The organism is Corynebacterium sp. KPL1814 (assembly GCF_000478175.1).
Lineage (GTDB): Bacteria > Actinomycetota > Actinomycetes > Mycobacteriales > Mycobacteriaceae > Corynebacterium.
Genome location: NZ_KI515774.1, coordinates 645,831 through 667,907, shown reverse-complemented (window position 1 = coordinate 667,907; position 22,077 = coordinate 645,831). Strand labels below are relative to the sequence as shown.

Here is a 22,077-nt window from a genome sequence, read left to right as displayed (position 1 = left end):
ATATTTCTTCCTTTTCCTGGGTGACTACTTTTTCGCGGTGTGGTTGGCCATGAGCTCTAAGAATTGATCAAAGAGCGGGTTGGCATCGTGCGGGCCGGCGGCGGATTCCGGGTGGTACTGCACCGAAAAGGCCATGCCATTGCGCAGGGCGACGCCCTCGACCGTGTCATCGTTCAAGCAGATGTGCGTGATGTGGGCCGGACCGAAGTCCGAGGCGAATTCGGCGTCCTTACCAGTCAGGTCGTAGTTATCTGGGGCTTTCAGTGCGAAGCCGTGGTTTTGGGAGGTGATATCGATCTTTCCGGTGAGCAGGTTGCGTACCGGGACGTTGATGCCGCGGTGGCCGAACTTCATCTTGTAGGTGTCTAGGCCCAGCGCGCGCCCGAGCAGCTGGTTGCCAAAGCAGATGCCAAAGAACGGGATGTCCGCCGCGAGCACCTTTTTGATGGTGGCAACGGTGTCATCGGCGGTAGCTGGGTCACCTGGGCCGTTGGAGACGAAGACGCCATCCGGGTTATAGGACTGGACTTCTGCAAAGGTGGTGGTAGACGGTACCACGATGGTCTCGATGCCGCGCTGGGAAAGGTAACGCGGCGTTGCGGATTTCACGCCCATGTCAAAGGCGACGATGGTGTGCTTCTTTTCTCCTTGGGCCTCAACAACATAGGGCTTATCGGTGGATACCTCGGCGGCAAGATCCGCGCCTTCCATGGAGGATTGGCTCTTTACCTCCTCGAGGAGTTCCTCGACGGGCCGAGTGGCGGCCTCACCGGAGAAGAGTCCCGCGGAGATGGAACCGTAATTGCGCAGGTGGCGCACCAGGGTCCGGGTATCGATGCCGCGAATGCCGATGACGCCTTGCGCCCGCATTTCTTCGCTCAAGCTGCGCTCTGCGCGCCAGCTGGATACGCGGCGGGACAGATCGCGGATAACCAGGCCTGCGACCCAGATATTATTGCCGTGGGACTCGTTGTCCTCATCGTTCCAGCCGGTATTGCCAATGTGCGGGGCTGCGGAAACGACGATCTGGCGGTGGTAGGACGGATCCGTCATCGTTTCCTGGTAACCGGTCATCGCGGTGGTAAATACGGCCTCACCGAGGGTGGTGCCGGTAGCGCCGAAGCCGTAGCCACGGAAGGTACGCCCATCCGCAAGGACGAGGATTGCCGGGGTTTTATCAGTCACGTCGTGGCCTTTCTGTGCCTTGATTGGGTGCTGTGTGCAAGGTTAGTCATGGGTTGCGGCGTTCAGATCGAACGTTACCGAGCCGCGCAAGATGGTGTGGGTAACTCGCGCACCAAATTCCTCGCCCGCATACGGGTTGTTCTGGGACTTGGATGCGAGCTGCGCGGAATCGGATACCCAGTGGTGTTGCGGGTCAACGATGGTTAAGTTGGCTGGCTCCCCTACTTCCAAGGGGCGACCGTGGCCCGGCAAGCGGGTGATCTCGGCGGGGCGCTCGGACATGACGCGGGCAATAAAGCGCCAGTCCGCCAGGCCAGTTTCCACAAAGAGCTTGGCGATGACCGCCAGCGAGGACTCCAACCCCAGCATTCCGGGGCGCGCATTTTCGAATTCCACGCACTTGTCTTCGGAGCCGTGCGGCGCGTGGTCGGTCGCGACGCAGTCAATGGTGCCATCGAGAAGCGCCTGGCGCAGCGCCTGCGTATCGCGCTGTTCGCGCAGCGGCGGGTTCACGCGGAAGAGGCCGTCATAGGTGCGCAGCTTGTCATCGGTCATAAGAAGGTGGTGCGGGGTGACCTCTGCGGTAAGCGGAATATCGTGCTCTTTCGCCCACTGCAGGAGCTCCACCGTGCCCTGCGTGGACGCGTGGCAGATGTGTACGCGGTTACCGTAATCGCGGGCGAGCAGGGCGTCGCGGGCAACGATGGATTCCTCCGCAACGCGCGGCCAGCCGCGCAGGCCCAACCGTGCGGCGTTTTCGCCCTCGTGGGCAGAAGACCCACCGGTCATGCGGTCATCCTCGGCGTGCTGGGCCAGTAGCACGTCCATGCCCTTGGCGTATTCCAGCGCGCGGCGCATGAGCTGTGGGTTTTGCACGCACTTGCCGTCATCAGAGAACATGCGCACCTTGGCGTCGCTGCGCGCCATCATGCCGAACTCCGTCAAGGATTTGCCTTCTAGGCCCTTGGTGATGGAGCCGACCGGGTGGACATCGCATAGCCCCAGCGCCTGAGACTTTGCCCACACAGATTCGGCGATGATGGGCTGATCCGTGACCGGCGTGGTATTAGCCATGGTAAACACCGCGGTAAACCCGCCCTTGGCCGCGGCCTTGGAACCGGACTCGATGGTCTCGGTGTCCTCGCGGCCTGGCTCGCGCAGATGAACGTGCATGTCAACCAGGCCTGGCAGCAGCACGTTGCCGCCGCCGTCGATGGTCTCGGCGCCGTCTGCCTGCACCTCGGGGCCGATGGCGTCAATAACGCCGCCGCGAACGAGGACGTTGGTAGGCTCGCCTTCCCCGTACGGGCGAATATTCTTAATCAGTAGTGGGTTCTCGGCCGGTGCGGACAGCCGGCCGGTAGCTGGGTACGTGGTCATTTTCTCTCCCTTTTACGTGGCTTATGCTCTGCCCGATTTAAATACCGGCGTTATCGCCATTGGTCAGCAGCGTAAAAAGCACTGCCATGCGCATGTGGACACCGTTATTGACCTGCTGCAATACCGTGGTTTTATCCATATCGGCCACGGCGTAGTTGATCTCCATGCCGCGCAACATGGGACCCGGGTGCATGACGATGGCGTCCTTGTGCAGCGCCGCGGCGCGCTGCTGCGAGAGCCCAAAGAGCTGCGCGTACTCGCGGTGGGACGGGAAGAAGCCGCCGTCCATGCGCTCTTGCTGCACGCGCAACATCATCACCACATCGGCATCCGCAAGCTCTGCATCAAAGTCATAGGACACGCGCACCGGCCACTTATCCACGCCCCACGGCATCAAGGTCGCAGGCCCCACGAGGGTGACCTCCGCACCCAAGGTGTGCAGGAGATCCACGTTGGAGCGCACCACGCGCGAGTGCAGGCAATCGCCCACAATCTTGACCTTCAGGCCCTCGAAGCCATGATCGCCGCGCAGGCCCAAGCGCTGGCGCATCGTGACGGCATCGAGCAAGGCCTGCGTCGGGTGCTGGTGCGCACCGTCGCCGGCGTTGATCACTGCAGGGCCGTTGCCATCCGGGTCCACCCACTGGGCCAGCTGTTGCGGCGCACCGGAAGAGGGGTGGCGCATGATGATGGCATCGGCACCGATGGCCGCTAGGGTCAGGCCCGTATCTTTGAGGGACTCGCCCTTTTTCACGGACGAGGTCGATGCCGAGAGGTTGATAACGTCAGCGGACATCCACTTGCCGGCAGTTTCAAAGGACGAGCGCGTGCGCGTGGAGTTTTCATAAAAGAGCGTATAAATCGTGCGCCCGCGCAGCGTAGGCAGTTTTTTGACCTCGCGGCCATCGAGCGCCTCGCGGAAGCGATCGGCCTCATCCAGCAGGCCAATGATCTCTGCGCGGGATAGTTCCGCGCTATCGATGAGGTGTTTCATGAGTGCGTTCCCCTTATCTGCGCGGCATCGCCCGGGGACGTAGAGCGAGTGAGGACTACGGCATCACGTCCATCGATGTCTTGGATATATACGGAGACATCTTCTTCCCGCGCCGTGGGCAGGTTCTTGCCCACATAATCGGCGCGGATGGGGACTTCGCGGTGCCCGCGGTCGACCAATACGGCCAACTGGATAATCGAAGGCCGGCCAACATCGCCCACCGCATCGAGCGCGGCGCGGATGGTGCGGCCGGAGTAAAGGACATCATCGACCAAGATGACCGTGGCATTATCGATGCCGCCGTCTGGGATGGAGGTCGGTTGCAGGGCGCGGTGCGGGAAATTGCGCAAATCGTCCCTGTACAACGTGATGTCGAGCGAGCCCCATGGAACGGGGACCCCGGAAAACTCGTGTATCTTCTGCGCGAGGCGCTCCGCTAGGGGCACTCCGCCTGAGGGAATGCCCAACAAAATGACCCGCGGGGCCTCCGCGGAATCGAGCGCCGTCTTTTCAATAATCTGGTGCGCGATGCGTGCAACGGTACGCGAGACATCATCGGCGCTTAAAAGCTCCAATTCGTTCGCGTTCACGTCAGTTCCACTCATCGTGACCTCCTTCCCCGCCTCACGGTGCGGTCCTTAAAGGATGCCTGTCAATGAACTTGTAGACGTCTATGCTGATAGACACGTATTACTCTAGCACCTTACCCACCCCGTGGGTGAGGCTTAGCCGAAAGAGGTGCATCACGCAGTGAGTTTCTCCGCGCAGCACGTAGTCCCAGCCTCCCGCGAACACGTCTGGCAATGGCATACCCGGCCAGGGGCCTTGGCACGCCTAAACCCACCGTTCGCATTCATGAAGCCCGTGCAGCAGGCCACCGATCTGGGCATTGGCACCTCCTTGCTTTCCCTGCCCGGTGGTTTGCAGTGGACGGCACAGCACGACCTTGCGCGCTACCAGGCCGGCTATAGCTTCAGCGATGTGTGCGTCAACGCCCCCATCCGCAAATTTGCCAAGTGGCGCCATACGCACCGTTTTGCCGATCACCCAGACGGGACGCTGATTACGGACGAGGTAGATACCCGCATTCCCGCCGCGGCCCTCACCTCGGTATTCGCCTACCGGCAGCACCAGCTCATCCAGGATATTGCCTTTGAAAACCGCCTGCGCGAAGGCCAGCTCGGCCACAAGCCCTTGACCATCGCCATGACCGGCTCTCACGGCAGCGTGGGCAGCGCGCTGACCGCGCAGCTACAAACCCTGGGCCACACCGTGATCCCTCTCGTGCGCGGCACGGCGGAGGCAGGCCAGCGCGAGTGGCGCCCGCACCACCCGCGGCCCGATCTCCTCGAGGGCGTCGACGTGCTCGTACACCTGGCGGGCGAGCCCATCTTTGGGCGCTTTAATGACAGCCACAAGTCCGATATCCGCGACTCCCGCGTGGGCCCCACCGAAAACCTCGCCCGCCTAGTCGCCGCCACCGATTCCGTGCAGGCGATGGTGTGCGCCTCTGCCATCGGCTTCTACGGTTCCGAGCGCGGCGCTGAGCTGCTAACTGAGGACGCCGAGCGCGGCGAAGGATTTCTTGCCGATGTCGCAGTGGACTGGGAGAAAGCCTGCGCGCCCGCCCGTGAGTCCGGAAAACGCGTGGTCAATATCCGCACCGGCATCGTGATGTCCGGCAATTCCGGCCTGCTGCCGCTCTTGCGCGCACTGTTTTCCACAGGGCTTGGCGGCGCCTTTGGTGACGGCAACTTTTGGTACAGCTGGGTCGCCTTAGACGATCTCACCGATGTCTATATCCGCACCATCGTGGATGAGAAGCTTGTGGGGCCGGTCAATGGGGTATCACCAAACCCGGTGCTCAATAAGGACTTCGTCTCCGCCTTGGGAACCGAATTGCACCGCCCCACCATCCTGCCAATCCCCCAATTCGGCCCCGCCCTGCTTTTGGGCAAGCAAGGCGCGCAAGAACTCGCCTTGACCGACCAGCGCGTGAAACCACAGGTGCTGGAGGATCTAGGCCATACCTTCCGCTACCCCACCATCGACGGCGCCTTGGCGCACGAACTCGGCGGCGAAAGCCTGCTCCAAGTCCAGGCCATTGCAATACTCTTGGCGGCCGAAACGCCCCTACGCAGGCAAGAGCTCCGATGCCTCCCCGACCACGCTGACTAGGAGCATGTCGCGGGCACGCGACGCCGCAACGTAGAGCAGTGCGCGCTCCCGCTGCAACGCTTCGTCGGCCTCGGCGGGTGCCAGCCCCTTGAACAGATAGCGCTGCGGGAGGGCCTCGGCGTTGACGTCAAGCAGGATGACGTGGGTAAATTCTAGCCCCTTAGCGTTGTGCATCGTCATCACGGCCACCGGGCGCTCCTGCGAGGTACGGCGGCCGGCGCTAACGGCAACGTCGTGCTCGCCCAACTGTCGGGCAATCTCTTCCCCGCGCTGGTTGGTGCGGGTGAGCACGCCGATGGAGACGTCCTCCTCCCCCTGCGTCCATTCCTTAATGTGGGCGGCAAGCACCGCGGCCTCCTCCGCCTTAGGGGAGGACTGCACCACTATGGGCGCAGGGCCCTGGCGCACCGAGTGATACCCGGTGAGTTCATCCACGTCCTCTTCGGAGTCCACCCACTCTGTGCCCTCCAGAATCGCGGTGGCATAGCCCAGACGGCAAAGAGCAGTCCAAACGAGTCTCAGCGACAGCCGGCAGACTCATGGAAGGAGCCCGAGTTTCCGGCTGGAAACAAACCATCACCCAAATGGCCGTGGCCTACCCCGACAGCTTCGACAAATACCTATAAACCTAACCCCACACTCAAGCTATATACATATTCGATCCATCCCCGATCGGGCCTGACCCCGGTGTGTTTACTTTCCGAGGTCAAGCCCTACCCTCCCCTCAATCCTGATAGCGCCTATCAACCAAATAAACGTACTAATCCCCCTTCCTCGCTAGCAAACCACCTTCACAAGTCGAGTAGCAAGACTGGCCCAAGTGAGGTTACCCTCGTTTAGTGGACACCCGATTAGTGCGGATCTTGTGTCCGTAGGAGAGGATGTTCATTGTGAGTTCGTCAAGGAAGAAGTACACCCCGGAGTACCGGCAGGAGGCCGCCAGACTGGTCATTGAGTCTGGGCGCCCAATCGCTCATGTGGCTAAGGAAATTAGCGTATCAGCCACAATTTTAGGCAGGTGGGTCAAACTTGAGCGGGAACGCCAAGGCTCGGTAGATGGCCGCAGTGATGCCGATATACGAGCCGAAAACGCTCGCCTGCGTCGTGAGTTAGCTGAGGCCAAGATGGATAATGAGTTCTTGTCAAAAGCCACCGCCTTCTTCGCTGCGAAGCAACGCGATCGGAAAAATTTGAGCTAATGCAGCAGGAGAAGGCGAACTACAGCATCAAACGAATGAGCAGGTTATTAGAGGTTTCTCGTTCTGGCTACTATAAATGGCAAAAGGCTCAAGCAGTACGGCTTCGTGGTGAAAATCAGCGTCAGAGATTCCTCGACCAGTTAGACAGGAAAATTCATGACATCTGGGAAGATTCTGACGAAGTCTACGGTGCCCCACGGATTACTGCAGAACTCGCCGAGGGTGGGGTCTATGTGAATCGCAAAACCGTGGCCAAACGCATGCGGATGATGGGTATTGAAGGCATCTCACCCAGGGCGTTTGTTCCCGTAACGACGATTCAATCCAAGCGGAAGTCAACGCTTCCAGACCTAGTGAAACGCCTATTTGATCAAGGGCAGCTTAATCGAGTGTGGATGTCGGATATTACCTATCTACGCACGAATGAGGGCTGGCTGTACCTATGCGTTATCCGCGATGGACACTCCCGCCGAGTCCTAGGCTGGTCCATGGATAGTGTGCAGGATTCTTACCTAGTTGAACGTGCACTGCGCATGGCTTACACCCTGCGTGGTGAAGTACCCGACGGCGTGGTCTTCCACGCCGATCGTGGTACCCAGTTCACCAGCGAACAGCTGTGGCAGGTCTGTCAAGAACTAGGGATTGCACAATCGGTCGGCCGTACTGGTGTCTGCTTTGACAACGCGATGGCCGAGTCGTTCTGGTCGACATTGAAGACCGAATTTTACGATCGGAAGGAATGGCGAACCCGCAACGAAGCCCGGAAGGCGGTGGCTCGCTGGATTGAGATTGTCTACAACCGGCGCCGTCGCCACTCGTCCATCGGGATGGTAAGCCCCGTCGATTTCGAAGCCCAGCTCGCTGATCAAAATGGTAATAAGAAGGCCGCTGCTTAACCCCTAAGCAGCTTAACTACGTGTCCACGATTTGCGGGCAACCCCACAAGGCTGACTCTAGATCGTTAGAATAGATAATTGAATGGGTTCAACACGGCACCGCATAGAAACAAAATCTATTGGAAGCGTTTCACCCATCGCGCCCCGCCCGCTAAAGTTGAATGACGCTGACACATGCAAGCAGTTTCACTACATCGGGAAAATTATGATTCAGAGCCCAGACCATTCTGTACCGGAGAGCACGCGCCATGAGAACCCCGGTATCTCCTTCGGACTGCACCTCTCCAACCATCAAGCGAAGTATTTCGCGCACGAGCTTGAGCGGAGTTATGCCAATGACCATGTCGGCAAGCTTGCAGGACGGACCTGACCCCTTTTTGGTGGACACCTGATATCCAGCCCAGTCGGGCTGGCAAGAAAGGTAATCTACCACCATGTCCAGGTACTCCGAACAGTTCAAACGCGACGGTGTGGCCCTCTACGAAAACAATGAGGACCTCTCACTGAACGCAGCATCAGCAGAGCTCGGCATCAACCGAGCCTCGCTGCATTCATGGGTCAAGAAGTACGGCACCGGCAAACGTGCCCGCATAAAAGCCATGCAGGATAAAGCCCAAACGGCAAATGAATCGTGAGACGCATCCGCCAGTTGGAAAAGGAATTCTCTAAACTGCGCGAAGAACGCGACATCCTGCGCAAGGCCGCTAAATATTTTGCCGAAGAGACTCACTGGTGATCCGCTTCCAGTTTGTCTATGACCACCGAACCGAATACTCGGCTCACACGGATGTGCCAGGTGTTGAAGCTGAATCGTTCCTCGTTTTATAAATGGGTCCAAACCCGTGAACAGCGCAGGTTAAAGATGTGTTCCGATGGTCTTATTGGTGCGAGGATCGCAACCATCTTTGATGATGAGCATGGTCTTTATGGTGCTAAACGCATCGCCGCAAGCCTGAACGAGGACACGGCGTTTACCCCGATCAACCACAAGAAGGTCGCACGCATCATGAAATCCATGGGATTTCAAAGGCTTTACCAAGCGCCGCCGATGTGTCACTACCAGGCGCAAGCCTGGCCACCGTTATTGGCACTTACTCGCGGAAACTTGCAGGTTATGCGCTCGCAGACCACATGCGCGTCTGGGGTTGCCCGCAAATCGTGGACACGTAGTGGAGCTACCTAGCGGTTAGGCAGCGATTTTTTCTTCGTTTCTGGTTTGGGTGATGTGATTTTCGAAATCGACGGGGCTGACCATCCCGAGTGCGGAGTGCCTGCGCCGACGGTTGTAGACGACTTCAATCCAGTAGGCAACGGCCTTGCGTGCGGCATCACGGGTTGCCCAGCGCTTACGGTCGTAGAACTCGGTTTTAAGCGTCGACCAGAATGACTCGGCCATCGCATTATCGAAACACACTCCGGTACGTCCCACAGACTGGTCAATGCCTAGGTTGCGGCACACCTCCCAGAGCTTCTCACTGGTGAATTGGGTTCCACGGTCGGCGTGAAACACCAGCAGCTGGCGAATCGGATCAGTAAAGCTGTCGCGATAGTCCCATAGACTATGGCATAAGTTCTACTGTGTTTTCGGAGTAGCAGCCCGATTGAAGCAATGCATAAATTAATTTATGCATTCACAAAAAGGTCTTGCGGGAAACGGAGAGTTAGACCATCATAATTAATGAGACAGGGTTTCCTTTTTGATTCATGCCTCACTTGACACCAACATCAGCACCAAAGGTTTCATTCTCTCCCGTCGCAAATCTTCCAAATACATTTGAAAGACGTTGCCCGTGAAAGTAAAGAAATTTTTATCCGCCAATTTTGGCGGCATTTATCGGATTACTTGTTTCCCCCACTGCAGTGGCCGCTTAGCCAATTGACTGGACCATCAGCCAAACAATCATTGGTCCGAAAGGCGAGGATCTTCCACTCCGCGTAGGATAAGGAGATGAACTCGGCAGTGTTGGTTTTGGGCTTTCTCACATCAAAGACAGTCACGACGGTTTCGTTCCAGCCACTACAGAGATTGACACAGTTTTACATAACGCCCCCGACTGCAAAGGCGGCTTAAATGCAGGAAATGGCAAGAAAACATGCTCTTACCCAATCAATGGAAGGGTTATGACGGTTGTTGCCACAGAACGAGTAGATCCCGCAAGCGGAGACGGCCGACCTGTCGGAATAATCACTGCTTTCTACCGCTAGGAGAATAGTCATCAATCAATTTGTTTCTATCACAACTGATGAAATCAAGTTTTTGAAAAATATATCAACCCAAATGTTTCAAGACACCATACTTCCAGAGGAAACAATTTTAGCCGGAGTCGGCATCCAAGCGGGAAGAAACAGCGGCTCCCCCGAAAATCAGCTCTGGTACCACTTCGACCTCTTTAACCCTAGACTTCACGAAAGAAACGTCGTTCGCCTTTGGGGAAGATTCCCTGATTTAAGTAGAAATGAAGAATCTATCGAGTGGGATGAAATACTTCAGGGCTCTGGTTTCGTAGAGATGTTCCTTACCTCAACTCCCGAAAAGAATAAATTAAATTCTATGGAATATATCCAGAAAGGATGATTGTCAATGACGTGGAAAAGGGTCTCATTTTAATGGGCTGCACTTTACTAACTGCAGTGTCCCCCGTCACCGCCCACGCATCTGAAAATAATCAGTATCAACCTGGGGACACCGTGCCACTCTCTGTCGACCCAGACGGTTTTCTCCCCGACACAACTAAGGGCGGAATTAGTTTCTTTTCCGCTTCGTCCCCGGTTGCTACCTGCGTTAACGTCCAGCCAAGTGCTGACAACGTAAAAGTAACAAATAACTGCCCAGGGAAACAGGGAATCAAAGTCTTAATCGCTTTCGGCAAAGATTCTGAATGCGTATATCTCGAACCTCACGCAACGCACGATCATCACTTCGGCAGCTGGTTCAACCACAGAGCAAGGTTTGATGGAGTTGTTTCCTGCTAATGCTCAAGAATATCTAGGATAGGTATAGTCAGTCTGATTGTCGCGTACACGGTCGGTCTGGGACAATAAAATAACCCCAACCAAGGTCCAAGTTGGTTGAGGTTATCGGACCTAATGGGTTGTGTCCTTTAGTGTGGTGTATCTGTAGCCCGCGGTAAGCCTTGTGCCGGTGCACAGCAAGGCGACCATCACGGGTACCTTTCGAATCAACTTCAACCTATCCTCGAAAGGAATATGACCGCGATGGCCGCTAACCCCCATCATATCGATCCCACTGCGTATCTGTGTGGATTTGGGGTAGTTGGTACCGTGAGTCCGCATGGTTGGTACCAGGGTTACGGGTACCTGGTACTGCAAGGGTTTTTCTTTCATAGTTGATGTTGGCGACACCACGATTCGTTGGTGTCGCATCAACTTCTACTTGGAAAGAGGCCATTGTTGTGGCTAACTTCAAACAGATCCTTGCGATGTTCCTTGACGGTGCTAGCTATACGCGGATCGCACATACATTCGGGTGGGGCCTAACCCCCGACGTGTCCATTTTCCGGGGGTCAGGCCGCACTTCAGCCTGTGGCCCGGACGGTGAATAAGACCTGCCACAATACTCACTTGCCAGAAAGCGCCGGTGTAGTTAGGTAAACTAGGCAGGGTTGACCATTATCCCCGATTAGTACATGGATTGAGACTACTTACGTGTCTGAAGAACCAACCCTGTATCCCGATACGCCCATTGAGGATGTCACCCTCGAGCGCATCGGTGAGATTTTTGACTCCGAAAAGCTCGAGTACCGCGTAGAAGAACAGACCGTCGGCGAAGGCGAAACGGTAAAGATCCTGCGCACCGGCTTTTCCAATATCGCTATTACCCTGCAGGTGCGTGACGATGTCCTCGTGGCGGACTCCGTCTGGCGCGGTAATGCCCCAGCCTCGGAGGGCCCACAACTGCTCATGGTTCTCAACAAGTGGAACCAACAGCACTTCGCGCCCACCCTGCGCTTTTTTGAGTCGTCCGAAAATAATCTGGCCGTCTCCGGCGTGCGCGAAATCAACATTTCCCATGGCCTGTCCCGCAACCAGATCGGTGCCTTCGTAATGTCCACCTTGGACTCCATGCTGCAGTCCATGGCTTTTGTTGAAGAGCACTACCCACAGCTTGTCACCTGGGAGGAGCATAACCATGACTAATGCATCCACCGCATCCACCGAAAACAACTTGCCCGAGGTCGATCTGGACCGCGTCGTTGCCGCCATGGGCACCTTCGATATTGAGCTGACCAAGGTGGAAGGCGAAATCGACGCCGCCACCGCCAACCTCAATGGCCTGCCCACCATGTTTGCGGTCTTGGATTCCGTTGTCATCGTGCGCTGCGATGTGCCAACCGATGCCTCATTTTCCAAGGCCGATGCCGGGCTCTTCCTCGCCGCCAACCAGATCAACTCTGTCGCATTTGGCGCGCGAGCCGTTATTTCTGAGCACGATGACATGCTCGTCGTCCGCACCGAGCGCGACATTCCCGCCGCGGCCGGAATGACCGATGAGCAGCTCACCACCGCTTTGAAGAAGGCCGTCGACGCCGTCATCAACGGCCAGGACGCCATGGTGTCTGCCGCCGAGGAAATGGCCAAGCTCGGATCTGAAACCGCTGCGAAGGCCGGAAACGGCGACGAGGGAAACTCGGCGCCGTCTGGAAACGATTAAGCTGCCTTTTCCTAGGCCCTGTCTCCCCGTACTTAGTTCGCCCGCCTCACGCATTCGCGTGCTGGGGCGCGGCGACGGTGCGGGGATTTTTAGACGCCTTTACCCTTCCTTAGGGTCTCAGCGCCGCGGCTAGTGCCTAGTCCGCATCGAGGATGCGCTGCTTTTCTGCCTCCGGATCGAATTCGGGCGCGGGCCACGACAGGTTCAAGTGCCGCAGCGCATCGACAATGAGGTACTTCAAGGCCATGCGCGCGTACTTCTTATTGTCCGTGGGGATAACAAACCATGGTGCCCAAAGCTCATCCGTCCGGCGAATGGCATCCTCATAGGCGGCCATGTATTTATCCCAATAGCCGCGCTCTTCAAGGTCTGAAGGATCGTACTTCCAGTACTTATCCTCACGCTCGGTTCGCTCGATGAGGTTTTCCTTTTGGAACTCCGGCGAAATGTGCAAAAAGACCTTGAGGATCTTTACCCGCTTTCCGGCGAGCTCTTGCTCATACTCACGAATCGCCTCGAAGCGGCGGTCGATTTCTTCCTCATCCACCCACTCGTGCACGCGTTGGATCAAGACGTCCTCGTAGTGGGAACGGTCAAAGGCCACGACTTGGCCAGGAACCGGATCGTGTTTGCGGATGCGCCACAGGAAATCGTGTTCCATTTCCTCTTCCGTGGGCTTGCCAAAACCCACGGTCTTAGTGCCCTGCGGATCAAAGACGGAAAAGACGTGACGAATCGCCCCGCCTTTGCCGGAGGTATCCATTCCTTGCAGGACCACTAAGAGCGAAGGTGCGTCATCGCTATGCGCCCTGCCATTAGCAAAAAGGCGCTCCTGCAAATCATAGAGCTCATCGTCATAATGCTCGAAACGGTCCTCTAAGTCAGACTTTGAGCCATCGAATCCTGGAGTCGCCGTGGGATCGACATCTGCAAGCCGAAAGGTTTTTCCGGCGCGCAGGTCTAGCGCATCTTTGATCTTAAATTTACCCATGGCAATTATTGTACAAACGCCACGGTATGGGCCGTGCGAACCGGCTGTCTCCCGCGGCATAGCGCAGCGGGAGAAGGGAACGAGTTGGTTTAAGAGTTTTCCTCTTCCGCGTCTGTTTCCGTTTCCGCAGCCGGGGCTGACTCCCCTTGCTCCTCGGGCTCCCCTGGCGCCTCTGCGTGCGTCGAGTCCGCAGAGTCCTCTTGGGAATCCTTGGCTTCCACGTCGTCGCTTTCTTCCTCTTGACCGACGTTATTCATCGGGCTCAGCTCGGAACGAGATTGCGCGACGTCATCCAAGACCGCGTGGATATACGGTGCGGCTTGATCGTGGGAATACTGCGAGGCCAGCTCCACGCCTTCCACGACGGCCGTCGCGGTGGGAACATCCGGATTAAATAGCAGCTCCCAGACCGAAAGGCGCAGGATAGCGCGGTCGACGGCGGGGATCCGGCGCAGCTCCCAGTTCTGGGAAAGATACCGCGAGATCGTGTCATCGATAGCGTCTAGCTCTTCTGCGACACCTTGGACGATGACCTTGGTGTAGTCCGCGATGGGGGCTACAGCGTGGCGATCCTCGCGCGCCAAGGCAACGCGGTCCTCAACGATGGCGACGGGATCAACGTCCCTGTTCTCCGCTTCATAGAGGATATCCGCTGCGCGCCGGCGCGCCCGGTAGCGCGCGGTATGCCGCTTATGATTGATATCCCGCTTAGCAGTGTTATCAGACAAGATAAGGCCCTAGTTGTTGACGCGGGACAGGTACTCGCCGGTGCGGGTATCGATCTTTAGTACATTGCCGATTTCAATGAACAGCGGCACCTGGATCTCGGCGCCGGTCTCCAGCGTGGCGGGCTTGGTGCCGCCGGAGGAACGGTCGCCCTGCAGACCTGGCTCGGTGTGCTCTACCTTGAGGTCGACGGAGATAGGAAGCTCCGCGAACAATGCCTCATCCTCGTAGAAGGAGACCTGCACGCGCATGTTTTCCAGCAGGAAACGTGCGGCATCGCCAAACTTATCCGGCGAAAGCTCAAACTGCTCGAAGGTCTTTTCATCCATGACGACGTAGCTGGTGCCGTCGTTGTACAGGTAGGTCATATCACGACGGTCCACCGTGGCGGTTTCTACCTTGACGCCCGAGTTCCAGGTCTTGTCCACGGTCTTTCCGGAGACAACGTCCTTCAGCTTGGTGCGCACGAATGCTGGGCCCTTGCCCGGCTTCACATGCTGAAACTCGGTGATCTGCATCAGCTTGTTGTCAATCTTGAGAACGAGTCCGTTCTTGAAATCAGTAGTATCAGCCATTGCGGTTAAACTCCCGAATATTGTGGTTGAAAGGTTGAAAGCAAAGTATAAGCCTACCGGATAGCCCGCACCCGCTGGCCCACCGGTACCCCCTAAAATCTCCTCCCCGGAAAGGGAGGAGTCACGGGACCAAGACTACCTATGCGGGTAGCTCAGTAAAGTCCTTGGAGGCGGCGGTAATGATCTTCGGGGCTCCATCGGTGATAATCAGCGTATCTTCGATGCGTACGCCGCCCTTGCCCGGCACATACACGCCCGGCTCGATGGTCAGCGTCATGCCTGGGGCCAGCTCTCCCTTACCGGTCGTGGCAGCAAAAGGCGCTTCGTGCACGTCCAAGCCCACGCCGTGCCCGGTGGAGTGGACGAAGTAGTCGCCGTATCCGGCGTCAGCGATAACGTTGCGGCAGGCGGCGTCGACATCGGAAAGCGAGGTGCCCGCTACCGCAGCCTCCACGCCAGCCTGCTGGGCGCGCAGCACCACATCGTAGATCTCCTTAGCAAAGTCATTTGCCGTGCCCACGACATAGGTGCGGGTGCAGTCGGAGTTAAATCCGCGCAGGTGAGCGCCGAAGTCGATGGTGACCAAGTCCCCGTCCTCGATCACGCGGTCGTCCGCGCCGTGGTGCGGCATGGCGGAGTTCGGGCCAGAGGCCACGATGGTATCGAAGCTCACTCGCTCCGATCCCAGGATGCGCATGCGAAATTCCAGGTCAGCGGCAACTTCGCGCTCCGTGCGGCCCGCCCGCAGCGAGCCTGCGGCAAGGAGGTCCTCCAATGCCTGGTTAGCAATCGCTGCGATCTCCTCCAGCTTTTCCAGTTCTACAGGATCCTTCGTGATGCGGATATCTTCGATGATTCCGGAAATGGGTACCAAGGTGACCCCATCCGGTGCAGAATCCTTCAGATCTTCCAATTCCGATACGGACATGTAGTCAGCTTCAAAACCGACGCGAACCGGCGACTGAGCATCATCGAACTGCTGCAATAGCACCTTACCTACAGCGCGGCCCTCTACAGCTTCTAGATCCGGAACTTCTTGGGCAATCTGGGTGGTATAGCGGCCATCGGTAGCCATGAGCGCGGAGAGATCCTTGCGCAGCAAAAGCCCACCGTTGGAGCCGGAGAATCCGGACAAGTAGCGGACGTGGATTAAGTGGGTTACCAATACCGCGTCAATGCGCTGACCAGCTAATTCGGCGGCTAGCTTCCGGCGGCGATCGCTGAAACGGGTATCTGCAAGTGCCATAAAATCATCCTTTGCGGGGATCGTATTGAAGTGTAAGAATTTATTCTTCCACTATATCCATTTCCGCGGCGACGATGGCCAGGTTCAGTACCTACTTACCGCTTGCGGCCGAAAGGGCGCGTTTCGGGCCGGCGATTATTGGCACAGATAGTCTACTGCGGCGCAGTATCCAAAGACCCCTAGGCCGGCGATGACGCCGCGGGCAATGGGGCTTAGATAAGAATGATGGCGGAATTCTTCGCGAGCATGCACGTTGGAGATATGCACTTCCACGAACCCGGCGCCATCGGCAATCTCTGCCAAGGCATCGCGCAAAGCAACGGAGGTATGCGTCAGACCACCTGGGTTAATGATGACCGCACTACCAGCATCGGCGGCCGCGTGGACCTTCTCGATGAGCTCGCCTTCAAAATTAGACTGGAAAAACTCGATGTCTGCCCCGTGCTTCACCGCACGATCAGACACGAGCTTTTCAACATCGCTCAGCGTCGTGGAACCATAGACGTCCGGTTGGCGTTTTCCCAACCTATTTAAGTTCGGACCATTGAGAACAACGATTTTCATATCTACTCCGTGATGGCGGCATACGCCGCTTCTAATTCTTCGCGCGAAGGACCCTCTATCCGCGTCGTCGCACCGATTCCGGTCAGAGCCACGAAGCGTATCTTCCCATCGCGATTTTTCTTATCATGGGTCATCGCCTCATATAATTCCGCGAATTTGCCAGGCTGATACGTCGTAGGCAGGCCGATATTGCGCAAGATGCTGCGGTGCAAATCCACCAGTTCTGCATCTATCAGGTCCCGGCGATGGGAAAGATGGGCAATAAACATCATTCCTACGGCTACCGCATTGCCGTGGCGCCACACATACTTTTCTTGCCTTTCTACCGCGTGGCCAAAGGTATGCCCATAATTGAGGGTCTCGCGCAGCCCGGCTTCCTTGAGATCTTCTCCCACCACCGCAGCTTTCACCGCGATGGAACGCTCAATCAATTCGGGCAGGACACCGCGTGGGTCAAGGCAAGCATCTGGATTTTCCACGTAGCGCTCTACAATGAGCGGATCATGAATGAACCCAGTCTTAATGATCTCAGCGGAACCAGCCACGATCTCCGCCTGTGGCAGCGTGTCTAGGCGTTCCAGATCGACGAATACAGAATCCGGCTCGTGGAAGGCTCCGACGAGATTCTTCCCAGCCTTAGTATTGATTCCAGTTTTCCCGCCCACTGCGGCATCCACCATGGCAAGCAGGGTCGTAGGAACCTGAATCACTTTAATTCCGCGCATCCATCCGGCAGCGACAAACCCTGCCATGTCGGTGGTGGCCCCGCCGCCTAAACCGATGACAATATCGCTGCGGCTAAAGCCGGCCTCACCAAGGCGATCCCACACGCCTCCCACTACGCTAAGCTGCTTGGCCGCCTCAGCGTCCGGTACCTCGCACAAGACGGGGATGACGCCCTGTGCTTCTACGGCTGCCGCAAGTTCTTCTGCGGCGGTGCGCAGGGCGGGCTGGAAGATGATCGCTGCCTTATCGGCGCCCGTGTCCGCGCAGCGCCGTGCGATATCTTCGCTGAGGCCTGCCCCAATGCGGACCTCATAGGGACTCGGTCCGTTAACGGCGATGGTGGGCATGAGGTTGTCCTTTCTACGGAGCGATAGCCTGCAGGATCGCGCGGGGTTAATTACCCGCCTAGAGGGTTTCTAAAAAGCCCAGGATATCGCCCACGACCTGCTGCGGGGAGCGAGTATCCGTGCGCACGCGGAAATCAGCGACTTCCAGGTAGAAGGGCCTGCGCGTTTCCACGATAGAACGATAGTGTTCAACCGGATTATCCGCCGCTAATACCGGACGGTTGCGATCACCGGCCGTGCGGCGCGCGCCTTCTTCTGCGGAAATATCGAGGAATACGACGGTGTGGCGCTCCAAAAGCTCACGCGTGGAGGCCGTCATCACCGCGCCCCCACCAAGGCTTATTACCCCACCCTTCTGCAGGGCTGCAGCGACATGTTCGGCCTCAAGCTCGCGAAACGCTGGTTCGCCTTTCTCACTAAAGACCTCACCGCAGGGTTTTCCCTCGGCCATTTCAATCAGGTGATCCGAGTCCACCAGATCGCAATTCAGCGCATGCGAAAGCCGGCGGCCAATCGTGGATTTTCCCGCACCTGGCGGGCCAATCAAAACGACGCAAGGATGTGGCTGTCCCGTTACATCGGTTGGGGTTGTCATCATTTACTCCTGGTTAAAGGCGAGACGCTGCGATACGTATTCTTCATATGCAGCAATGGCGCGGGTGGTTTCGCTCAAGCTATCCCCGCCAAATTTATCTAAAACTGCCCGCGCTAGCACGAGTGAGACCATGGCTTCAGCCACCACTCCTGCGGCCGGCACGGCGCAGACATCTGAACGCTGGTGAATTGCGGTTGCATCCGCACCTGTTTCCATGTCAATCGTGTGCAAGGCGCGCGGCACCGTGGAAATCGGTTTCATGGCGGCCCGGACACGCAATTGCTGTCCATTAGTCATGCCGCCTTCCAAGCCCCCGGCCCGGTTGCTTAGCCTTGTGATACCATCTTCGGTGCGGACCATCTCATCGTGGGCTTCGGAGCCGCGTCGACGCGCTTCTTCGAAGCCATCGCCGATTTCTACGCCCTTGATGGCCTGAATGCCCATCAAAGCCCCGGCAAGCTGTGCATCCAAGCGGTCATCGCCGGAGATATGTGAGCCCAGGCCAATCGGTAGGCCATCGACTATCACCTCGACGATGCCGCCTAAGGTATCGCCCTGTTTTTTTGCGGCTTCAATCTCTGAAATCATCGCGGATTCGGCGTCCTTGTCAAAGGCGCGCACCGGAGAATTATCAATGTCCTCGATATCCACAAAGCTCGGGGAAGCACCCGCATAGGGCTGCGATCCGCCAATGGAAATCACGTGGGAGAAAACCTCAACGCCCACAGTTTCCCGCAGGAAGTTGCGCGCTACAGTCGCAGCGGCAACACGTGCGGCGGTTTCCCGGGCAGAAGAGCGCTCCAAGATGGGGCGGGCCTCGCTGTGGTTATACTTCACCATGCCCGCGAAATCGGCGTGGCCTGGGCGCGGGCGCTGCAAGGGTGCACCCCGGCCCGAATTCATCGCCTTGGCTACGTCCTCATCCTCCATATCGATGGGATCTGCGGACATGACGGTGGTCCATTTCGGCCATTCAGTATTGCCAATCATGATGGCAATGGGGCTACCAATGGTCAGCCCATGGCGGACGCCGCCGAGCAGCGTTACCTCATCGGCTTCGAACTTCATGCGCGCACCGCGGCCGTACCCTAGGCGGCGCCGTGCAAGCTGATGGGAAATATCAGCACGGGTAATGGGCACTCCGGCCGGCATGTGCTCCAACATGGAGATCAGTGCCTGGCCGTGGGATTCACCAGCGGTAGTCCAACGAAGCATGCGGGTATTATCGCACGGCACCTATCCACAAGGAGCAACTAGGCACCCCAATATATTCGCCTCCCCCTCAAAGAGGGTATGTAAGACCATGACCAGCCCAGCGGATACCACCATCGAGGGACCGTGAGGCACGCTGCCCTTGACGCGCCCTACACCGCTTGCCAGCAAGGTGATTACGGCGGCGCCGCCACAGGCGATGAGGACGGCCAATGGTCCTGCCACAGCGCCAACGAGCATTCCTAGCGGCAAGGCCAATTTAATATCTCCCCCGCCGATGCCAGCACCCCGCAGCGCGACCAGGAGATACAGCACCGGCCACAATAGACCGCCCCAATTGACAAAAGTGACAGATAGAATCCCGACAGGGATCGTCAGCACATCAGGCAACCGTCGCTCGCGGATGTCCCACCAGAACAACGCGCACGCCCACAAGCCATAAATTATTCCCCCGAAAATCCCCATGCCATAAGGCTAAGCCCCCGCAGGTCGCTCTTCATAGCGAGGCGGCGCACATGGGCGTATTGCCAAAAAGATTAGAGACTGCGGAGGCGAAGCTCTTCCTGCAAAGCCGCAACCATCTCTTCGCGCGGTGCGGTAAGACCGGTGAATTGCTCGAATTGGCTAAATGCTTGATGCGCCAGCATGACGTGCCCACCCACGGTGAAGTAACCATTCGCGGCCGCGCAGGCGGCGAGCGTCGTGGGCCACGGATGATAAATCACATCGAGTACTGGTGCGTGGGCAAGCTGGAAGCGATATTCCTCTAACGCAGCCGAAGGAACGGTAGAAATAATCAAATCCGCGGAGCGAGAAAGGTCCTCCAAGTCATCGTCAAAAGTAGCGTACTGCAGATTGAGTCCCAGCCGCTCGGCCAAGGGCTGGAGCTCCGCTTGGCGGTTGGAACGGTTCAAGATGGTGACCTGATCGATCCCGCGTTCCGCCAGAGCCCACAGCGCCGGACGAGAGGTACCCCCCGCGCCGATAATAAGCGCCTGAGACACGGGTCGAAGCCCAATGAGTTCTTGCAGGGCACCGCGCACGCCCTCGGTATCGGTATTGTCCGCGCGCCAGCCGTGCTGGGTGCGAACCAAGGTATTAGCAGAACCGATGAGCTGTGCCCGCTCGCTTTGTTCTTCCGCTACCTTGAGCGCGGCGAACTTACCGGGCATGGTCACGGAAAAGCCGCGGTACTCGGGGCCGCATTCTTCTAGGAATGGGGCGAGGGTATCGGCCGTAACCTCAAAGCGGGTATAGGACCAGTCCTTGAGCCCCACTGCACCATACCCTGCGTTGTGCAGGATAGGCGATAAGGAGTGAGCAATGGGGCTACCGAGTACTGCGGCGCGCGGCATGGGGACGTCTCTACCTTTCTGGCTGCGGCCTAGGGCCTATTCAGCCGGTTGATCCGAGGCGGCATCGCCGTTGCCGGCACCTGCCCCTTCACCCTCGCGCTGCGAGTCGAGGACACCGGAGCGGATGGCATCATCCACGCGGTCCAGGTGCTCATCGTAGGTATCGGAGAACACGGTGGTTCCGTCCTTATCCACGGTGACGAAGAACTTCCAGTTACCATCGGCAGGTTCTTCCATGGCACGGATTGCCTCATCAGAAGGCGAGGAAATCGGCGTATCCGGCAGGCCTTCCTTGGCGTAGGTATTCCACGGCGTCTTCTCCCCACGCGCCTCATCGGTGGTGGCAAGCTCAACGTCTTCCAGCCCGTAGTTAACGGTGGAGTCGAACTCCAGGCGCATCGGCTCGTCCAAGCGGTTTAGGATGACGCGGGCAACCTTGTCGAATTCGCCGGCGGGCGCCTCACGTTCCACCAAAGAGGCAGAGGTCAAAAGCTCGTACGGCGACAGGCCGATGGCCTTAGCGCGATTTTCGATATCGGTTTCCTCATAGCGCTTGGCAGAGCGGGTAATGAGGTCCTTCAAGATATCCTTGGCGCTCATATTCGGGTCCAAGACGTACTGACCAGGGGCAATCAGGCCCTCAATACGCTTCGGGTCATTGCCGCGCTTCTTGATAGCGTCCAGTGCCCAATCGGGTGCTCCGAGTTCCTTAGGATCGGTTTCCGCCGCCGCCTTTTCCAGCTCTTCCTTCTCCAGGCAGTTGCCGTCATCGCAGCTGACCTGGGAGATCAAGGAGTAGATGCCGAAGCGCACGTCGCCGCCAACGACCTTCACATCTTCCAGGGTTGCACCGCCTTGGACCTCAAGCATGTCCACACGATTATTTTCATCGAGCAATGCCTCAACCGCATTCGCCGCACTCATTTCTTCCTGCAGGCGGTAGAAGCCAGGCTGAATCTGGCTGGCGCTGTGGTTCATCGAGGACGCCGAGTCAAATGCCTCTTGGGTCTTGACCACATTCTTTTCCACGAGCGTGGGTCCCAGCTCGGACATGGAGGATCCTTCGGGGACCTCCACCAATTGCGTGGTGCCGTTACCGGCCCCTTCGTAGTCGGCCGAAGAAGTGCCGATGCGTACTCCGATGTAGATCAGAGCTCCTAGAATGACGATGACGGATGCGACCACCACGGCGATGCCGCGCTGGCGCCGCTTGACGTACTTATCATCCATCGATCG

Annotated in this window: 24 protein-coding genes and 1 pseudogene; 8 read left to right on the top strand and 17 right to left on the bottom strand. The window is 57.7% G+C overall.

Features of this window, described 5'->3' with window-relative positions; genetic code table 11:
- Positions 1–24 precede the first annotated feature (24 nt).
- From carA to pyrR, 4 genes are read right to left on the bottom strand one after another with little or no spacing between them, the layout of a single operon-like run.
- Positions 25–1,185: a glutamine-hydrolyzing carbamoyl-phosphate synthase small subunit gene (carA, locus tag HMPREF1257_RS03145; RefSeq protein WP_023022490.1), complete on the bottom strand. Its 1,161-nt coding sequence runs from the start codon at positions 1,183–1,185 to the stop codon at positions 25–27.
- 42 nt (positions 1,186–1,227) lie between these two features.
- Positions 1,228–2,565, bottom strand: coding sequence for a dihydroorotase (locus tag HMPREF1257_RS03140; protein WP_023022492.1), 1,338 nt, complete (start codon positions 2,563–2,565; stop codon positions 1,228–1,230).
- Positions 2,566–2,602: 37 nt separating this feature from the next.
- Positions 2,603–3,559, bottom strand: a complete 957-nt coding sequence (locus tag HMPREF1257_RS03135; RefSeq protein ID WP_023022494.1) for an aspartate carbamoyltransferase catalytic subunit — start codon at positions 3,557–3,559, stop codon at positions 2,603–2,605.
- Positions 3,556–4,164, bottom strand: coding sequence for a bifunctional pyr operon transcriptional regulator/uracil phosphoribosyltransferase PyrR (pyrR, locus tag HMPREF1257_RS03130; protein WP_023022496.1), 609 nt, complete (start codon positions 4,162–4,164; stop codon positions 3,556–3,558). Before pyrR ends, HMPREF1257_RS03135 begins: the two co-directional genes overlap by 4 nt.
- A gap of 145 nt (positions 4,165–4,309) precedes the next feature.
- Between pyrR and HMPREF1257_RS03125 the strand changes: the two genes are divergently transcribed.
- Positions 4,310–5,737 carry a TIGR01777 family oxidoreductase gene (locus HMPREF1257_RS03125; protein ID WP_023022498.1) on the top strand — a complete coding sequence of 476 codons (1,428 nt, stop codon included), beginning with the start codon at positions 4,310–4,312 and terminating at the stop codon, positions 5,735–5,737.
- Here the strand turns inward: HMPREF1257_RS03125 and HMPREF1257_RS03120 are convergent.
- Positions 5,693–6,190 (bottom strand): 3'-5' exonuclease, encoded by a 498-nt coding sequence (locus HMPREF1257_RS03120; RefSeq protein WP_023022500.1) that lies wholly within the window; start codon positions 6,188–6,190, stop codon positions 5,693–5,695. The two genes, HMPREF1257_RS03125 and HMPREF1257_RS03120, sit on opposite strands and share 45 nt — an antisense overlap.
- Before the next feature lie 428 nt (positions 6,191–6,618).
- On the opposite strand from HMPREF1257_RS03120, the gene HMPREF1257_RS03110 reads away from it, so the two are divergent.
- The 3 genes from HMPREF1257_RS03110 to HMPREF1257_RS11770 all read left to right on the top strand — a co-directional run bounded on the left by HMPREF1257_RS03110 (position 6,619) and on the right by HMPREF1257_RS11770 (position 9,015).
- Positions 6,619–7,832, top strand: a protein-coding gene (locus HMPREF1257_RS03110; protein ID WP_232208497.1) for an IS3 family transposase whose coding sequence is annotated in 2 segments (ribosomal slippage) — positions 6,619–6,892 and positions 6,892–7,832 — 1,215 coding nt in all. Because the reading frame shifts where the segments join, the coding sequence is not laid out codon by codon here.
- A 434-nt stretch (positions 7,833–8,266) separates the two neighbouring features.
- Entirely contained in the window at positions 8,267–8,467 is a 201-nt protein-coding gene (locus tag HMPREF1257_RS03100) for a transposase (protein ID WP_023022506.1), read from the top strand.
- A gap of 161 nt (positions 8,468–8,628) precedes the next feature.
- Positions 8,629–9,015 carry an IS3 family transposase gene (locus tag HMPREF1257_RS11770; protein ID WP_198010482.1) on the top strand — a complete coding sequence of 129 codons (387 nt, stop codon included), beginning with the start codon at positions 8,629–8,631 and terminating at the stop codon, positions 9,013–9,015.
- 3 nt (positions 9,016–9,018) lie between these two features.
- Here the strand turns inward: HMPREF1257_RS11770 and HMPREF1257_RS03090 are convergent.
- Positions 9,019–9,345, bottom strand: a pseudogene (locus HMPREF1257_RS03090) (transposase); the annotation flags it as partial.
- Between the two features lie 765 nt (positions 9,346–10,110).
- Between HMPREF1257_RS03090 and HMPREF1257_RS12175 the strand changes: the two are divergent.
- The 4 genes from HMPREF1257_RS12175 to HMPREF1257_RS03075 all read left to right on the top strand — a co-directional run bounded on the left by HMPREF1257_RS12175 (position 10,111) and on the right by HMPREF1257_RS03075 (position 12,504).
- Positions 10,111–10,407: a hypothetical protein gene (locus tag HMPREF1257_RS12175; RefSeq protein WP_023022514.1), complete on the top strand. Its 297-nt coding sequence runs from the start codon at positions 10,111–10,113 to the stop codon at positions 10,405–10,407.
- A complete protein-coding gene (locus HMPREF1257_RS12170; protein WP_023022516.1) occupies positions 10,404–10,805 on the top strand; it encodes a hypothetical protein in 402 nt (133 codons plus the stop codon). The genes HMPREF1257_RS12175 and HMPREF1257_RS12170 overlap by 4 nt, the downstream gene beginning before the upstream one ends.
- Positions 10,806–11,498: 693 nt before the next feature.
- Complete coding sequence (locus tag HMPREF1257_RS03080) at positions 11,499–11,990, top strand: YbjN domain-containing protein (protein ID WP_023022520.1); 492 nt, start codon at positions 11,499–11,501, stop codon at positions 11,988–11,990.
- The gene (locus HMPREF1257_RS03075) at positions 11,983–12,504 is read left to right on the top strand and encodes a YbjN domain-containing protein (RefSeq protein WP_023022522.1); all 522 of its coding nucleotides are present in this window, start codon (positions 11,983–11,985) and stop codon (positions 12,502–12,504) included. Before HMPREF1257_RS03080 ends, HMPREF1257_RS03075 begins: the two co-directional genes overlap by 8 nt.
- A gap of 136 nt (positions 12,505–12,640) precedes the next feature.
- Here the strand turns inward: HMPREF1257_RS03075 and HMPREF1257_RS03070 are convergent, their stop codons facing one another.
- The 11 genes from HMPREF1257_RS03070 to mltG form a co-directional block, all read right to left on the bottom strand.
- Positions 12,641–13,495, bottom strand: coding sequence for a PPK2 family polyphosphate kinase (locus HMPREF1257_RS03070; protein ID WP_034659143.1), 855 nt, complete (start codon positions 13,493–13,495; stop codon positions 12,641–12,643).
- 89 nt (positions 13,496–13,584) lie between these two features.
- Positions 13,585–14,196 (bottom strand): transcription antitermination factor NusB, encoded by a 612-nt coding sequence (gene nusB / locus HMPREF1257_RS03065; protein ID WP_369707578.1) that lies wholly within the window; start codon positions 14,194–14,196, stop codon positions 13,585–13,587.
- Positions 14,197–14,232: 36 nt separating this feature from the next.
- A complete protein-coding gene (gene efp, locus HMPREF1257_RS03060) occupies positions 14,233–14,796 on the bottom strand; it encodes an elongation factor P (protein WP_023017433.1) in 564 nt (187 codons plus the stop codon).
- 139 nt (positions 14,797–14,935) lie between these two features.
- On the bottom strand, positions 14,936–16,042 hold the full coding sequence (locus tag HMPREF1257_RS03055) for a Xaa-Pro peptidase family protein (protein ID WP_023022527.1): 1,107 nt from the start codon (positions 16,040–16,042) through the stop codon (positions 14,936–14,938).
- Between the two features lie 135 nt (positions 16,043–16,177).
- On the bottom strand, positions 16,178–16,606 hold the full coding sequence (gene aroQ, locus HMPREF1257_RS03050) for a type II 3-dehydroquinate dehydratase (protein ID WP_023022530.1): 429 nt from the start codon (positions 16,604–16,606) through the stop codon (positions 16,178–16,180).
- 2 nt (positions 16,607–16,608) lie between these two features.
- Positions 16,609–17,679, bottom strand: a complete 1,071-nt coding sequence (gene aroB / locus HMPREF1257_RS03045) for a 3-dehydroquinate synthase (protein ID WP_023022532.1) — start codon at positions 17,677–17,679, stop codon at positions 16,609–16,611.
- Positions 17,680–17,737: 58 nt separating this feature from the next.
- Positions 17,738–18,277, bottom strand: coding sequence for a shikimate kinase (locus HMPREF1257_RS03040; protein WP_084529573.1), 540 nt, complete (start codon positions 18,275–18,277; stop codon positions 17,738–17,740).
- Positions 18,278–19,489 (bottom strand): chorismate synthase, encoded by a 1,212-nt coding sequence (aroC, locus tag HMPREF1257_RS03035; RefSeq protein ID WP_023022537.1) that lies wholly within the window; start codon positions 19,487–19,489, stop codon positions 18,278–18,280.
- A 21-nt stretch (positions 19,490–19,510) separates the two neighbouring features.
- Positions 19,511–19,951 (bottom strand): A24 family peptidase, encoded by a 441-nt coding sequence (locus tag HMPREF1257_RS03030; RefSeq protein ID WP_023022539.1) that lies wholly within the window; start codon positions 19,949–19,951, stop codon positions 19,511–19,513.
- A 71-nt stretch (positions 19,952–20,022) separates the two neighbouring features.
- A complete protein-coding gene (locus HMPREF1257_RS03025) occupies positions 20,023–20,841 on the bottom strand; it encodes a shikimate dehydrogenase (protein ID WP_023022541.1) in 819 nt (272 codons plus the stop codon).
- Positions 20,842–20,877: 36 nt separating this feature from the next.
- Complete coding sequence (mltG, locus tag HMPREF1257_RS03020; RefSeq protein WP_034659142.1) at positions 20,878–22,071, bottom strand: endolytic transglycosylase MltG; 1,194 nt, start codon at positions 22,069–22,071, stop codon at positions 20,878–20,880.
- Between the last annotated feature and the right edge of the window lie 6 nt (positions 22,072–22,077).

What these genes read in the sequence shown, in the direction of transcription:
- HMPREF1257_RS03135 (WP_023022494.1), bottom strand. Translation starts at nt 3,559, where the DNA reads ATGAAACACCTCATCGATAGCGCGGAACTATCCCGCGCAGAGATCATT.
- HMPREF1257_RS03040 (WP_084529573.1), bottom strand. Translation starts at nt 18,277, where the DNA reads ATGATGACAACCCCAACCGATGTAACGGGACAGCCACATCCTTGCGTC.
- mltG (WP_034659142.1), bottom strand. Translation starts at nt 22,071, where the DNA reads ATGGATGATAAGTACGTCAAGCGGCGCCAGCGCGGCATCGCCGTGGTG.
- HMPREF1257_RS03140 (WP_023022492.1), bottom strand. Translation starts at nt 2,565, where the DNA reads ATGACCACGTACCCAGCTACCGGCCGGCTGTCCGCACCGGCCGAGAAC.
- aroB (WP_023022532.1), bottom strand. Translation starts at nt 17,679, where the DNA reads ATGCCCACCATCGCCGTTAACGGACCGAGTCCCTATGAGGTCCGCATT.
- HMPREF1257_RS03055 (WP_023022527.1), bottom strand. Translation starts at nt 16,042, where the DNA reads ATGGCACTTGCAGATACCCGTTTCAGCGATCGCCGCCGGAAGCTAGCC.
- pyrR (WP_023022496.1), bottom strand. Translation starts at nt 4,164, where the DNA reads ATGAGTGGAACTGACGTGAACGCGAACGAATTGGAGCTTTTAAGCGCC.
- aroC (WP_023022537.1), bottom strand. Translation starts at nt 19,489, where the DNA reads ATGCTTCGTTGGACTACCGCTGGTGAATCCCACGGCCAGGCACTGATC.
- HMPREF1257_RS03100 (WP_023022506.1), top strand. Translation starts at nt 8,267, where the DNA reads ATGTCCAGGTACTCCGAACAGTTCAAACGCGACGGTGTGGCCCTCTAC.
- aroQ (WP_023022530.1), bottom strand. Translation starts at nt 16,606, where the DNA reads ATGAAAATCGTTGTTCTCAATGGTCCGAACTTAAATAGGTTGGGAAAA.
- HMPREF1257_RS03070 (WP_034659143.1), bottom strand. Translation starts at nt 13,495, where the DNA reads ATGGGTAAATTTAAGATCAAAGATGCGCTAGACCTGCGCGCCGGAAAA.
- efp (WP_023017433.1), bottom strand. Translation starts at nt 14,796, where the DNA reads ATGGCTGATACTACTGATTTCAAGAACGGACTCGTTCTCAAGATTGAC.
- HMPREF1257_RS12170 (WP_023022516.1), top strand. Translation starts at nt 10,404, where the DNA reads ATGATTGTCAATGACGTGGAAAAGGGTCTCATTTTAATGGGCTGCACT.
- HMPREF1257_RS12175 (WP_023022514.1), top strand. Translation starts at nt 10,111, where the DNA reads ATGTTTCAAGACACCATACTTCCAGAGGAAACAATTTTAGCCGGAGTC.
- HMPREF1257_RS03030 (WP_023022539.1), bottom strand. Translation starts at nt 19,951, where the DNA reads ATGGGGATTTTCGGGGGAATAATTTATGGCTTGTGGGCGTGCGCGTTG.
- HMPREF1257_RS03075 (WP_023022522.1), top strand. Translation starts at nt 11,983, where the DNA reads ATGACTAATGCATCCACCGCATCCACCGAAAACAACTTGCCCGAGGTC.
- HMPREF1257_RS03025 (WP_023022541.1), bottom strand. Translation starts at nt 20,841, where the DNA reads ATGCCGCGCGCCGCAGTACTCGGTAGCCCCATTGCTCACTCCTTATCG.